Origin of the sequence: Stenotrophomonas africana (assembly GCF_013004645.1) — a bacterium.
GTDB lineage: Bacteria > Pseudomonadota > Gammaproteobacteria > Xanthomonadales > Xanthomonadaceae > Stenotrophomonas > Stenotrophomonas africana.
This window is the reverse complement of record NZ_JABEME010000003.1, coordinates 343,562-356,188: the sequence shown is the minus strand read 5'-3', so window position 1 is coordinate 356,188 and position 12,627 is coordinate 343,562. Positions and strand designations below refer to the sequence as shown.

Here is a 12,627-nt window from a genome sequence, read left to right as displayed (position 1 = left end):
TGCGCCACTACGGTTCGCCGGGCGTTGCCCGGCGTACCGGTAGCTACCCCATCAGATAGCGCAACACACCCGCCGAGACCACGCCGATCAGCACGGTCGGCAGCATCGACAGCCGCGTGGCGGCCAGCAGGGTGATGGCCAGCGCGGCCAGGTCGGCCGGCTTGTCGGCGACGAAGTCCGGGGCGATCACCGAGATCAGCACGCAGCCCGGCGCGGCCTCCATCACCGTCACTGCGCGTTTGCTCAACGTGCGGTTGCGCAGCGCGAGGAAGCCGACGATGCGGGTCAGGTAGGTGGCGGCGGCCATCAGCACGATGGTCAGCACCGAGGTCCAGTGGATCAGTTCATTGAAGATCATGCTGCGTCCTCCGCCAGCAGCCAGGCGGCCGCCAGGCCGGCCAATGCGCCGCTGGCTACGTACCAGGCACCCGGAATCAGCAGGTAGGTGGCGGCGGCCACGACCAGGCTGACCAGCCACGGCCGCGCCGCCTTCATGCCCTGCCACATGCCGCGCAGCAGCACCAGGAACACGGCGGGGAAGGCCATGTCGAAACCGTAGGCGTGGATGTCGCCCAGCATCGGCCCGACGATCGCGCCCAGCGCGGTACAGGCCACCCAGACCGTGTACAGGCCTGCCGACACGCCAAGGTAGTAGGCCAGGCTGAAGCCGAGCGCACGGCGGCGCGCATCGGCCACGCCCATCGCCCAGCTTTCGTCGCACATGAAGAACAGCGCCGGCAGCACCCGGCGGCGTGGCAGGTGCTGCAGCAGCGGGGCCAGGCTGGCGCCCATCAGCAGGTGGCGGCTGTTGACCAGCGCGGTGATCGCCACGATCAGGGCGATGTGTGGCGGCGAGGTCCACAGTTCGACGGCGGCGAACTCCGAGCCGCCAGCGAAGTTGAGGCCGGTCATCAGCGGCACTTCCAGTGCGCTCAGGCCTTTCTGGGCCGCCTGCGCGCCGAGCACCAGGGCGAAGGGAATGAAGCCGATCATCACCGGCACGGCGGCGCGCAGGCCGCGCAGGAATTCGGCACGCGGCGCGGTGTCGCAGGCGTCGGGCAGGGGGAGGGTGGTACGGGCGTCCATGGAACGGCACAACGAGATGGGGGTGGCCCATGCTAGCGGTCCGATCGCGAAATCGGGTTGCGTTGATGCTACTGGATTCTGGATGATTGATATTCAATGCGGTCAGAAGTGACAAGGGCGAAATCCCATGCAGTATCAGCTCGACAACCTCGATCGGCGCATCCTCGACGCCCTGCAGCGCGACGGCCGCCTGCAGAACCTGGAGCTGGCCCGTCTGGTCGGGCTGTCACCGTCGGCCTGCCTGCGCCGGGTGCGGTTGCTGGAGGAGGGTGGCTACATCGACCGCTATGTGGCCTTGTTGAACGAGGCCAAGGTGGGCCGTGGCTTCACGGTGTTCGTGCGGGTCTGGCTGCGCGGGCAGGACGAGGACACCACCAACCACTTCATCAACAGCATCAAGTCATTCCCGGAAGTGCTTGAATGCCATCTGATGGCCGGTGACTGCGATTTCCTGCTGCGGGTGGCGGTGGCCGACCTGGATGCCTACCGGCAGTTCCAGATGCAGCACCTGAACCGGATCGCCGGGGTGCAGAACACCAAGACCGAGATTCCGATGCAGCGGATCAAGCAGACGACCCAGTTGCCGCTTTGAGGGATGGGTGGTTGCGGCCGGGTTGCACCCGGCACCTGCGGGTAGTGCCGGCCGCTGGCCGGCAACCTCAGGAGCAACAGCAACAGCAACAACGATTCTCCGTGGGGCGGCGGGACGGTATGGCCAGGCAGGACACGCCGAAACCCTTCCTTGGGGGCTCGATGGCGCCATCCATGGCGCCAACGGTCCTGCCTGGCCATACCGCCCCGCCGCCTGACAGCTTCCTGCGATCTGTCGGGGTCGGATCCCGTGCGCAGATGAATCTGCTCGGTTCATTGATTCCTGATGCATGACTGGCTCCACGGAGTCTGCCTCGGCGTCAGCCGTGGCGGCGGTCATCGCAATGACATCTGGCACCGGTACGGTTTGAGCCCGCTTGCGGGTCGCGCGCGGGCCGGGGTTCCGGTCGTGGCGCGCGTCCACTGCAGCTGCTGTCGCTGCCGAGGGTCATGTGTTCTACGTCAGGGGGCTGAATGGACACCACGCGGTCAGAACTTGGAAGGTGGCCATCGTCGCATGGCTGCTGCTGTCCTTTTCCACTGCCGCGCAGGACGCTGTTCATGCCTACGACATCCCCGCGCTGCCGCTGGAACAGGCGGTCGAGCGCTTCAGCGTCATCAGCGGGTGGTCGGTGATGTACCCGGGCGACCTGGCCTCAGGCCGCAGCAGCCATGCGCTGCGCGCCAGCCTGGCGCCGCTGCCTGCGTTACAGGTGCTGTTGCAGGACTCTGGCATCGAGGCCGAGGTGATCGGCGAGCAGCGTGTGGTGCTGCGCCGGAGCACGCGCTTGGCTGCCGAACCCGGTGTCGGCGCGGAACTTCCTGAGGCCGAACGTCGGCGTCGCTACGGCGGGCTGCAGCAGCGGCTGCGTGCGGCGTTCTGTGACGACCCCGAGATCGCGCCCGGCCGCTATGCCGCGACGCTGCGTTTCCATGTCGACAGCGAAGGCCAGGTGCATGCGCCCGAGCTGCTGTCAGGCAGTGGCAGCACACGCCGCGATGCACGCCTGCTGCAGGCGCTGCAGGGCCTGGTGCTGGCGGCGGAGGCCGCCGCACTGCCGCAGCCGGTAACGCTGCAGATCCGACCTTCCGGCACCGACCACGACTGCGGCCGGCGCGCGCCCCTTCCATGACTTCAAGGATTCGAACATGAGCAACGGTACGGCTGGGGCAGTTGACCTGATGGACCACCTTCTGGGTGCCTACGATGAGCTGAAGCGCCGGCTGGTGCGCAAGCTGGGCTCGGAAGAGTTGGCCGGCGACGCGCTGCAGGACACCTGGATGCGCCTGAGCGCGCGACGTGATCGCCTGGACGCCGTACAGAACCCCGCGGCCTACCTGCTGCGCATGGCGATGAATACCGTGATCGACCGCCAACGTGCAGACCACCGCCTGCTGAGCCTGGAGGAGGTGGATACGCTGATGGACATGGCCGACCCTGCACCCGGCCCGGCGCAGGCGGCCGAACTGGACTTCGCGTTGGAAGACATGGTCGGCCTCCTGCAGCGCATGCCCGAGCGCCGTCGCCGCATCCTGCTGGCGATCCGCGTCGATGGCCTGCAGCAGCGGGACGTCGCCGATCACCTTGGCGTGTCGCTGCGGCTGGTGCAGCGTGAGCTGAAGGCGGCCCAGGACTATCTGGCCGAGCGCAGCGGGCAGGGGCGCCAGGTGCGGTTCTGAACGGCGGCATCCGTCTACACTTTGACGCCGAGCAGAACCCCGCAGCGTGCGGGAGCGGCATGAGCCCCCATGGATCCTGACGATCGCCCGCAACGCCCGCTGGATGCCGTCGAGCGTCAGGCGCACGCGTGGGTGGTGCGGCTGACCTCGGGCGAGGCGACCGCCGCCGACGGGCGCAGGTTCCGTACCTGGTGTGAGGCTGACCCGCGCCATCGCGAAGCGTTTGGCCGTGCGCGCCGGCAATGGGAGCAGGTACGGCTGGCCGGCGAGCAGCTGCCCGCCGCCGCGCGCCAACCGGTGGCGCCGACGCCGGCCCAGCGCTGGAGCCGGCGCGCCTTCCTGGGCGCGGCGATTGCCGCCCCGGCCAGCCTGGTGGTGGTGGCGGCGATCCGCCCGCCGCTGGGATTGTGGCCCTCGGTGACGGCGATGACGGCCGATTTCCACACCGGCACCGGTGAACGGCTGCAGATCGCGCCCTTGCCGCAGCTGAAGATCGAACTGGATACGCAGAGCAGCCTGCGCCGCCGCGCGGACGCGCAGGGCGAAGGCTTCGAGCTGGTGCAGGGCCAGGCCGCGATCGAAACCGGGGCTGGCCTGCGCCTGGCGCTGTTCGCGGGCCCGGGTTGCGTGATTGCCGATGAAGGCGCGGTGCGCCTGGATGTGCGCAACACCCACGGCCAGGTACGGGTGACCTGCCTGCAGGGCAGCGCCCGCATCGAGCATCCGCAGGGCCGGCTGCGGCTACAGGCAGGTCAGCAGACCCAGTACGACGAGCGCCTCAGTGGCCTGGTGGCCGAAGCCGTGGCTTCTGAGGTGAGCGCCTGGACCGAAGGCATGCTGGTGTTCCGCCGCGCACCGCTGCGCGAGGTGGTGGACGAGATCAACCGCTACCGCCGCGGCAAGGTGCTGCTGGGAGAATCGGCGTTGGCGCGCGCGCCGGTCAGCGGTCGCTTCCGTATTGATGATCCAGACGCGGCACTGGAGCAGCTGCGACTGACGATGTCGCTGGATCTGCGTCGCTTTCCGGGTGGCATTGCCGTCCTTGGATAGGTGAAGACGCTGGCCCTGCGCGCCGCGCAGGGCTGTTGCAAGCGAGGAGAGGCCAAGGATGCGCAACGAGACCATCGGTGTGCTGGATCTGCGTCGCAATCTGTCGGCGCTGCTGGAAACCACGCAGCGACGGCCATTGATGGTGCATCGCTATGGCTCGCCGTGGGTGTGCGTGGTGTCCGATGCGCAGTGGCAGCAACAGGCGGTGCTGCTGGATTTCGATCCGCAGTCGCACCCGCTGGCGATGCTGCTGCGCCTGCAGCAGCAGGCGCTTCCGCTGTCTGAAGCCGGGGCGTTGTCACCCGCGGTCCTCGCGCGCGCTCTGCTGTTGACGGGGGTGCATGGCATTGACGATCTGGCGCAGCTGCACGAGCAGGTGCTGCACCATCGGCTGTGGCATTGGTTCGTGGCGGGTAGCCATGGCGTGATGGACGGCTGGCAGCTGCCCGCGTTGCGCATCGCGATGGCGTCATGGTGTGATGACGTGGACATGACCGACGCACTGGTCGCGTTCGCCGCGCGCAGCGACGTAGCGGTACTGGCACGTCGTTGTGGTGGTGAAGCACCGCGACTGGAGCGCGAAGCCTGCAGGCGAATGACGCTGCGATGACGTTGCTGATGAAGCGCCACGCAGCGCACAGAGCTGCATGCGCGCTGTCGCTTCACCTGCCGTGCTGACGTCTTCTCCAGAGTACGGCGCACCACGCGTCGCGGAACACGGGCGGCGCCGATGGCAGACAGTCGCAGGATCAGCATGCTGGAGCTGGATCGTCACCTGAGCCAGTCACTGGAGCAGGCACGACATGCGCCATTGAACGTGCAGCGCTATGGACACTCCTGGGTATGGGTACTGTCCAGTGACGCGTGGGCGGATGCGGCGCGTTGGGCGGCACTGGATGGTAGCGCGCACCCACTGATGGCGCTGCGAAGCGCCCTCGACCTGCAGCTGCGGCCCTGGCCCGAAACGGCCATGAGCCCGCTGCCGCTTGATGCAGGCGACGCGCGGCTGCTGCAGCGCGCGGCCCTGCTGCTGGTCGTGCGCGATCTGAGCAGTGCCCAGCGGGTGTACGACGACCTGCGCTATCACCAGGCCTATCGGATGTTCATCGGCCTCGATCATGGGACAGCGTGGTCGCCGATGCAGTGCGTGCGCCTGCTGCAGGCCTGCGCGCACCCGTTGCTGCGCGGCTGCATCGACGAAACGCTGGCAAGGGTGCCGCGGCACCTGTTCGAGGCGGCATGTGCACCGGCTGCACGCACGGCGCCAGCGCAGGCACACGCGCAGCGAATTGCCGGCGGATGTTTATCGTACTGACACATGCACCGCTGACCATGGTGCAGCGGTCTCTTCCAGGATGACGAGGGCGGAACAATGGCAAGGCAGGTTCGTGGTCGCAAAGCTCGGCAGCAGGGTTTCAGCCTGATCGAAATCATGGTGGTAGTCGTGATCATCGGCATCCTCGCCGCATTGATCGTGCCGCGTCTGATGGACCGTCCTGACCAGGCGCGCGTGGTCGCGGCACGCCAGGACATCGCTGCATTGATGCAGGCATTGAAACTGTTCAAGCTGGACAACGGTCGCTATCCCAGTGCCGAGCAGGGCCTGCAGGCGCTGGTGAAGCCGCCGCAGGGCAGCGGTGGATTGCCGGTGACGCCGTATCTGGATCGCCTGCCGAATGATCCGTGGGGCCATCCGTACCAGTACCAGGTACCCGGAACCCACGGCGACATTGATGTGTTCTCGCTGGGAGCGGACAGCAAGCCCGGTGGCGACGCCGGGAATGCGGATATCGGCTCCTGGCAGCTGTGAGGCGCGCTGATGGCAGCCCGGAGGCGTTCGGTCTCGTGCATCCGCCAGCGTGGCATGGCGGTGATCGTCGCGCTGTTGGTGGTGGCGTTGGTGGCTGTGATTGCCACCGCGCTGCTGACCCGGCAGTCGGCGCAGCTGCGTGCGCTGCGCGGCGACCAGCTGCGCGCGCAGGTACGCATGGCCGTGGACGCCACGCTGGAGCGTGCGGCGCAGCAGCTGCGTGAGGATGTAAAGGAACAGCTGACCACGGTGCGCAGCGGGCGCTGGGCGCGCCCGTTGGAACTGCAGGCACCGTTGCCGGTGCAGCTGCAGCTTGTGGATGCGCAGTCGATGTTCAACCTGCGCAATCTGCTGGCACATGGCAGGCCGGATCCTGTGGCACGGCACGCGTTCATCGCGCTGTGTGCCGGGCAGGGACTGGGCCAAGGTGCCTGCGCGTCGGCAGCGGACCACATCCAGGCGCGCCTGCGCGACGGCGACATCCAGGCCCAGGCACCGCTGCCGCGCGAATCACTGATCGAACAGGCGCTGCCGGGTGTCGATCCGGTGGCGTTGCAGGCGCTGGCGCGGCGCACCGTGGTTTTGCCGGCGCAGACCCTGGTCAATGCCAACACCAGCGACCTGAACGTTCTGCAGGCGGTGACGCCTGCGGTCGAGCCCGCACGGCTGCAGGCGTTGCTCGGTGAGCGCGACGCTGGCCATTGGTTGCTCAATCGCGGCGACATCGCCAACCGACTCCAACTGAGCAATGAACAGATGGCCGTGCTTCCCCTGGGTATCCATAGCGAGTGGTTCCTGGCCGTCGGCCAGGTGCAGGCTGACGGCAGCGCGGTTGATTTTCGCGCGCTGCTCTGGCGCGAGTACCGCGACGATGGCGTGCGTGTGCAGCGCGTATGGACGAGGATCGGCGCATGAACGTGCAGCTTCGCGTGCGCCTGCCGGCGCTTGAACGTCTGCGCGGCGACAGCGAGCTGGACTGGGCGCAGCTGCACAAGGGCGAGGTGCTGGCTCATGGCCGCGACAGGCTGGCGGCGCTGGGCCTGCGGCTTCCGCAGGCTGCGGTGCATGCCTGCCTCGATCCGAGCGACCTGATCCTGCTGGAACTGCAGCTGCCGCCGTTGTCCGGGCGCCGCCTGCAGTCGGCGTTGCAGGGCGAGGTGGAGGCGATGCTGCTGGATGACCTGCAGGAGGTGGCGCTGGCCCATGGCGCTCAGGCGGCGGACGGCACGGTTCCTGTGACCTGGCTGGGCCAGCAGGCGCTTCTGCAGGCGCAGCAGTTGCTGGCTTCGTGTGCACTGCGGCTGCAGGCACTGTATCCGACGCCGCTGCTGCTGCCCTGGCAGGACGGCCATGCCACGCTGCAGATCAGCGGCGAGCACCTCTTGGTACGCAGCGGGCGCGATCGGGGTTTCGTCCAATGGTGTGGCGGACGTGACGCCTGTGCGGTGATGCAGGCGCTGGCCGTGCGCTTGCAACAGGCCGGCGTGCAGGCCGTGCAATGGATCGACAGCGTGCCGCCGGCGTGGCCGGACAGCCTGCCGGCCACCGCCGTCACGCATGAACGGCAGGTCTGTGGCCCCCTGCCAGGCTGGTCATTGCCGCTGCCCGGCACGGGCCAGAAAACGCCGCGGCTTGCGATCGGACTGGCATTGGCGGCAGTGCTGCTGGCTGCACTCGGCCTGCAGCTGCAGGTCTCGCGTTGGCGGATCGAGGGTGAAGCGCTGCAGCAGGACATGGCACGGCAGTTCAGCGCGCGCTTCCCGGAGATCACCGATGTGGTGGACCCGGTGTTGCAGGCAAGGCGAGCACTTGCAGTGCCACCGCCGGCGCCGCCGTTGCCGCCGCTGCAGCGTCAGGTGGCCGGCACGCTGCAGGCGGTTCCGGAGCTGGCGGGACAAGTGCGCAGCCTGCATTACCAACCCGGGCAACTGGACATGGAGCTGGATGCCGACGCCCAGGCATTGGCCGATGATCCACAGCGGCTTGAGCACTGGCAGCAGGCGCTGCAGGCGCAGGGCTTGCTGTTGGCGCGCGAAGCGGGTGGACGCCTGCGGGTTCGCGGAGCGGGACAGTGACGACCCGTACCTTGCGGCTGGGCGGGCAACTGGCGGGCCTGCAGCAGCGCTGGCAACGCCTGCCGCCGCGCGACCGGCTGATGCTGTGGGTGATGGTGGTGGCGCTGCTGGCGGCGGGCCTGTGGATGTTGTGGCTGGAGCCACTGCTGAAGCAGCGCACGCACTGGCAGGCCGAGCTGCCGCGGCTGCAGGCGCAGGCGCGTGTACTGGCACCCCTTCTGCACGCACGCGAGCGCCAGCAGCAGACCCAGGGGCAGCGCCCGACGACGGCCAGGCTGCGTAACGGAATCATGTCGGCCGGCCTCGCCGACGGACTGCACATCGAAGCGCGCGGCGGGCGTTGGCACCTGCAGGTGCAGGCGGTGCCCGCTGACGCGCTGTGGAACTGGCTGCTGCCCGTGCTGGCCGATCCGGCCATCGAACTGCAGCAGCTGCAACTGACACGCACAGGGGATGCGAACATGCCGGCGGCACGGATTTCCGGAAACATCGTGATGGCGCTCAACGCGGGTGCCCATCCATGAGGGCGACGCGCAACCTTGCCTGCAGTAGTGCGTTGGCCTTGATCGTGTGCATGGCCCACGTGCCGGCGCCGGTGATGGCGCAGGACGCCCGCGATGAGCCGGTGCAGTTGAACCTGGTGGATACCGATATCGGCGGCGTGCTGCGCATGGCGGCACGCTTCACCGGGCGCCAGTTCCTGGTCGATCCGCGGGTGAGCGGCAAGATGACCGTGGTTTCCGACGGCCCGGTCAGCCGGACCCAGGCCTACCAGTTGCTGCTCGGCGCACTGCGCATGCGTGGCTTCGCGGTGGTCGAGAACGGCGGCGTGAGCCGGGTGGTGCCGCAGGCCGATGCCAAGCTGCTCGGTGGCCGGGTCGGTAGCGGTGGTGCAGGGGGCGAGGTCGCCACGCGCACCTTCGCACTGCGCTACGAGAACGCGGCCGCGCTGGTAGCAGTGCTGCGGCCGATGATCAGTCCGGACAATCCGATCACCGCCAATCCTGGCAACAACACCCTGGTGATCACCGACTACGCCGACAACCTGGAGCGCATCGCGCAGGTGATCGCCAGCGTCGATACACCGGCTGGCATGGACACCGACGTGGTGAAGCTGCAGCAGGGCATTGCCGTTGACGTAGCGGCGATGGTCGCGCCGCTGCTGGATGCGCAGGGTGCCGAGCCCACCCAGAAGGTGGTGGTGATGGCCGACCCGCGCAGCAACAGCGTGCTGCTGCGTTCCAGCAGCCCCGGCCGCACCCGTCTGGCACGGCAGCTGGTGGAAAAGCTGGACCGTGCCCAGGACGAGTCCGGCAACCTGCATGTGGTCTACCTGCGCAATGCGCAGGCCAACCAGCTGGCCGGTGTGCTGCGTGGCGTGGTGGCCGGGCAGAGCGATGCACCCGCGATGGGCAGCAATGAAGGCATCACACCACTGCCGGGTGACGCCAACCGTTCCACGCCCGCGCAGCCGTCGCAACCGCAGCAGGCCAAGACCGGAGGCAATGCGCTGGAATCGCAGCGGCTCGACCCGAGCCGGCGTGACCCGATCGATGCGGGAAGCACCGGCTTCAGCCAGAACGGCATCTCCGTGCAGGCGGACGTGGCCACCAACACGCTGCTGATCTCGGCACCGGAGCCGGTGTACCGCAACCTGCGGCGTGTGATCGACCAGCTCGACCAACGCCGTGCGCAGGTGCTGGTGGAAAGCCTGATCGTGGAGGTCAACCAGACCGACGCGGCCGAGCTGGGCGTGCAATGGATGCTGGGCAATGGCCGCACCTTTGGCGGCACCCACTTTGGTGGCGCCACCGGCGGCAGCGGGCTCAACAACGGTGCGCGCACCACGCTGGACGTGCTGCCCAAGGATGGCCTGAAGATCGGCGTGATCGACGGCACCATCAACCTGCCCGGTGTCGGCCAGATCCTCAACATGAAAGCGCTGGCCAATGCGCTGCAGAGCAAGGGCGGCGCCAACATCCTGTCCACGCCGAACCTGATGACGCTGGACAACGAAGCGGCCAGCATCATGGTCGGCCAGACCGTGCCGTTCGTCAGCGGCCGCTACGTGACCGACGGTGGTGGCGGCAGCAACAACCCGTTCCAGACCATCGTGCGCGAGGACGTGGGCCTGAAGCTGCGGGTGCGCCCGCAGATTTCCGAGGGCGGCACGGTGAAGCTGGACATCTACCAGGAAGTCAGCAGCATCGACGCGCAGAGTGCCAGCAGCACGGCCGGCATCATCACCAACAAGCGTGCGCTGGATACCAGCGTGCTGCTGGACGATGGCCAGATCATGGTGCTCGGCGGCCTGCTGGAAGACAGCGTCAGTCATGGCCGTGATGCGGTGCCGGGGCTGGGCAGGATCCCGGTGCTGGGCGCATTGTTCCGCAGCGACACGCGCAAGCGCGCCAAGACCAACCTGATGGTCTTCCTGCGCCCGCACGTGGTGCGTGACCCGGCCGCCGGCCAGCGCCTGACCCGCGACCGCTACGACTACATGCGCAACGCGCAGGCCAGCGCGCAGCCGGTCCAGAGCTGGGCATTGCCGGCCCTGTCCGCACCGCAGCTGCCGCCGCAGGACCTGTCTGTACTCGGCCAGGGCAATGCGCGCGATGGCCAGGGCCAGCCACTGCAGAACACCAGCCTGGCGGCGTTGTATCCGGCCGGAGAGGGCGATGCCCAGCTGGTGCAGTTCGCACAGGGGCTGGACCCGGCGCGTGCAAGCCAGGGCGTGGCACAGGTGCGGGCACTGGGCCTGCAGGCCTATGCCGAAGCGACGCCGGGCGAGAACGGGCAGCGCCTGCGCGTGCGATTGCCGCGCGATCCGGCGACGCTGGACCCGGCGCTGCAGCAGCTGCGCGGACTGGGCTACACGCCGGAACTGGTGATCGGGCCGTGAGCGCCGCCGCGCCGCTGCCGTACGCCTGGGTGCGCAGCCATGGTGTGATGCTGTCCGAGGCGGGCGGCGAGCCCGTGTTGCTGGGCACCGCCGACACCGCGGCGTGGGCCGTGGCCGAACTGCGCCGCCGGCATGGTCCGCTGCCGTTCCAGGCGCTGGATGCGGCGACCTGGCAGCAGCGGTTGGGTGAGCAGTACCGTGATGGCGGTGATGCCGCTGCCGTGGTCGGTGCCGCTGAAAGCGAAGTCGATCTGGACCGGTTGATGCAGGACATGCCGGAAGTCACCGATCTGCTGGATGCGCAGGACGATGCGCCGGTGATCCGCATGATCAATGCGTTGCTGGCACAGGCTGCACGCGATGGCGCCAGCGATCTGCACATCGAACCGTTCGAGACCCATTCGGTGGTGCGCTACCGCGTGGACGGCACCCTGCGCGACATGGTGCAGCCACGGCGCGCACTGCACGCGGCGCTGGTGTCACGCATCAAGATCATGGCGCACCTGGATATTGCCGAAAAGCGCCTGCCACAGGACGGGCGCATCGCGATCCGCGTGGGCGGGCGTCCGCTGGATATCCGTGTCTCCACGGTGCCGACCGGGCATGGCGAACGCGCCGTGCTGCGATTGTTGGAAAAGGACGCCGGCCGGCTGCAGCTGCAGCGCCTCGGCATGGCCGATGACACCCTGGCCACGTTCACCGGATTGATCCGGCAGCCGCATGGCATCGTGCTGGTCACCGGCCCGACCGGCAGCGGCAAAACCACCTCGCTGTACGCCGCGCTGGGCCAGCTCGACAGCACCACCAGCAACATCCTCACCGTGGAAGACCCGGTGGAGTACGACTTCGCCGGCATCGGCCAGATCCAGGTCAACGCGCGCATCGGCATGAGCTTCGGCACGGCATTGCGCGCGATCCTGCGCCAGGACCCGGACACCATCATGATCGGTGAGATCCGCGACCTGGAAACCGCGCAGATCGCCGTGCAGTCGTCGCTGACCGGGCATGGCGTGCTGGCCTCGCTGCACACCAACGATGCGATCTCGGCGGTGACCCGCTTGGCCGATATGGGTGTGGAGCCTTTTCTGCTGGCGTCCTCGTTGCGCGGCGTGCTGGCGCAGCGTCTGGTGCGGCGGCTATGCACGCACTGCCGGCGCGCCGAGGTGGATGGCGAGGGCCGCACCGTATGGCGTGCGGTGGGCTGCGCGGCCTGCGCCCACAGCGGCTATCGCGGACGCACCGGCATCCATGAGCTGTTCGTGGTCGACGACCGCGTGCGCGCGTTGATCCATGAAGGGCGGGGTGAGCCCGCGCTGCGCGAGGCAGCACGGCGCGCCGGCATGCGGACGTTGCGGCAGGATGGCCAGCGCTGGGTCGACAGCGGGGTGACCACGCTGGAAGAGATCCTGCGCGTCACCGGCGACGATTGAGGC

General features: G+C 68.3%; 14 protein-coding genes. 12 read left to right on the top strand and 2 right to left on the bottom strand.

Annotated elements, in window-relative coordinates:
- Positions 1 to 43: 43 nt before the first annotated feature.
- Positions 44 to 358: a branched-chain amino acid transport AzlD family protein gene (locus HLA98_RS08075; RefSeq protein WP_049447635.1), complete on the bottom strand. Its 315-nt coding sequence runs from the start codon at positions 356 to 358 to the stop codon at positions 44 to 46.
- Positions 355 to 1,086 (bottom strand): AzlC family ABC transporter permease, encoded by a 732-nt coding sequence (locus HLA98_RS08070; RefSeq protein ID WP_057499665.1) that lies wholly within the window; start codon positions 1,084 to 1,086, stop codon positions 355 to 357. The genes HLA98_RS08075 and HLA98_RS08070 overlap by 4 nt, the downstream gene beginning before the upstream one ends.
- 127 nt (positions 1,087 to 1,213) lie before the next feature.
- On the opposite strand from HLA98_RS08070, the gene HLA98_RS08065 reads away from it, so the two are divergent.
- From HLA98_RS08065 to gspE, 12 genes are all read left to right on the top strand, one after another.
- Positions 1,214 to 1,678, top strand: a complete 465-nt coding sequence (locus tag HLA98_RS08065; RefSeq protein ID WP_005413654.1) for an Lrp/AsnC family transcriptional regulator — start codon at positions 1,214 to 1,216, stop codon at positions 1,676 to 1,678.
- 451 nt (positions 1,679 to 2,129) lie between these two features.
- Positions 2,130 to 2,810 (top strand): STN domain-containing protein, encoded by a 681-nt coding sequence (locus HLA98_RS08060; protein ID WP_057499666.1) that lies wholly within the window; start codon positions 2,130 to 2,132, stop codon positions 2,808 to 2,810.
- Between the two features lie 16 nt (positions 2,811 to 2,826).
- The gene (locus tag HLA98_RS08055; RefSeq protein ID WP_019337777.1) at positions 2,827 to 3,357 is read left to right on the top strand and encodes an RNA polymerase sigma factor; all 531 of its coding nucleotides are present in this window, start codon (positions 2,827 to 2,829) and stop codon (positions 3,355 to 3,357) included.
- A gap of 69 nt (positions 3,358 to 3,426) precedes the next feature.
- Complete coding sequence (locus HLA98_RS08050) at positions 3,427 to 4,407, top strand: FecR family protein (RefSeq protein ID WP_057499667.1); 981 nt, start codon at positions 3,427 to 3,429, stop codon at positions 4,405 to 4,407.
- A gap of 58 nt (positions 4,408 to 4,465) precedes the next feature.
- Positions 4,466 to 5,017, top strand: a complete 552-nt coding sequence (locus HLA98_RS08045) for a hypothetical protein (RefSeq protein WP_057499668.1) — start codon at positions 4,466 to 4,468, stop codon at positions 5,015 to 5,017.
- A 144-nt stretch (positions 5,018 to 5,161) separates the two neighbouring features.
- Positions 5,162 to 5,722: a hypothetical protein gene (locus HLA98_RS08040; RefSeq protein ID WP_236495800.1), complete on the top strand. Its 561-nt coding sequence runs from the start codon at positions 5,162 to 5,164 to the stop codon at positions 5,720 to 5,722.
- Positions 5,723 to 5,779: 57 nt separating this feature from the next.
- Positions 5,780 to 6,217, top strand: coding sequence for a type II secretion system major pseudopilin GspG (gspG, locus tag HLA98_RS08035; protein ID WP_057499670.1), 438 nt, complete (start codon positions 5,780 to 5,782; stop codon positions 6,215 to 6,217).
- A gap of 9 nt (positions 6,218 to 6,226) precedes the next feature.
- Entirely contained in the window at positions 6,227 to 7,132 is a 906-nt protein-coding gene (gspK, locus tag HLA98_RS08030; protein WP_057499671.1) for a type II secretion system minor pseudopilin GspK, read from the top strand.
- Positions 7,129 to 8,292: a type II secretion system protein GspL gene (gene gspL, locus HLA98_RS08025; protein WP_057499672.1), complete on the top strand. Its 1,164-nt coding sequence runs from the start codon at positions 7,129 to 7,131 to the stop codon at positions 8,290 to 8,292. The genes gspK and gspL overlap by 4 nt, the downstream gene beginning before the upstream one ends.
- Positions 8,289 to 8,816, top strand: a complete 528-nt coding sequence (locus tag HLA98_RS08020; protein WP_057499673.1) for a type II secretion system protein M — start codon at positions 8,289 to 8,291, stop codon at positions 8,814 to 8,816. The genes gspL and HLA98_RS08020 overlap by 4 nt, the downstream gene beginning before the upstream one ends.
- Entirely contained in the window at positions 8,813 to 11,194 is a 2,382-nt protein-coding gene (gene gspD, locus HLA98_RS08015; protein WP_057499674.1) for a type II secretion system secretin GspD, read from the top strand. The genes HLA98_RS08020 and gspD overlap by 4 nt, the downstream gene beginning before the upstream one ends.
- Positions 11,191 to 12,624, top strand: coding sequence for a type II secretion system ATPase GspE (gene gspE / locus HLA98_RS08010; RefSeq protein ID WP_080392827.1), 1,434 nt, complete (start codon positions 11,191 to 11,193; stop codon positions 12,622 to 12,624). The genes gspD and gspE overlap by 4 nt, the downstream gene beginning before the upstream one ends.
- Positions 12,625 to 12,627 lie beyond the last annotated feature (3 nt).

What these genes read in the sequence shown, in the direction of transcription:
- HLA98_RS08075 (WP_049447635.1), bottom strand. Translation starts at nt 358, where the DNA reads ATGATCTTCAATGAACTGATCCACTGGACCTCGGTGCTGACCATCGTG.
- HLA98_RS08070 (WP_057499665.1), bottom strand. Translation starts at nt 1,086, where the DNA reads ATGGACGCCCGTACCACCCTCCCCCTGCCCGACGCCTGCGACACCGCG.
- HLA98_RS08065 (WP_005413654.1), top strand. Translation starts at nt 1,214, where the DNA reads ATGCAGTATCAGCTCGACAACCTCGATCGGCGCATCCTCGACGCCCTG.
- HLA98_RS08055 (WP_019337777.1), top strand. Translation starts at nt 2,827, where the DNA reads ATGAGCAACGGTACGGCTGGGGCAGTTGACCTGATGGACCACCTTCTG.
- HLA98_RS08050 (WP_057499667.1), top strand. Translation starts at nt 3,427, where the DNA reads ATGGATCCTGACGATCGCCCGCAACGCCCGCTGGATGCCGTCGAGCGT.
- HLA98_RS08045 (WP_057499668.1), top strand. Translation starts at nt 4,466, where the DNA reads ATGCGCAACGAGACCATCGGTGTGCTGGATCTGCGTCGCAATCTGTCG.
- HLA98_RS08040 (WP_236495800.1), top strand. Translation starts at nt 5,162, where the DNA reads ATGCTGGAGCTGGATCGTCACCTGAGCCAGTCACTGGAGCAGGCACGA.
- gspG (WP_057499670.1), top strand. Translation starts at nt 5,780, where the DNA reads ATGGCAAGGCAGGTTCGTGGTCGCAAAGCTCGGCAGCAGGGTTTCAGC.
- gspK (WP_057499671.1), top strand. Translation starts at nt 6,227, where the DNA reads ATGGCAGCCCGGAGGCGTTCGGTCTCGTGCATCCGCCAGCGTGGCATG.
- gspL (WP_057499672.1), top strand. Translation starts at nt 7,129, where the DNA reads ATGAACGTGCAGCTTCGCGTGCGCCTGCCGGCGCTTGAACGTCTGCGC.
- gspD (WP_057499674.1), top strand. Translation starts at nt 8,813, where the DNA reads ATGAGGGCGACGCGCAACCTTGCCTGCAGTAGTGCGTTGGCCTTGATC.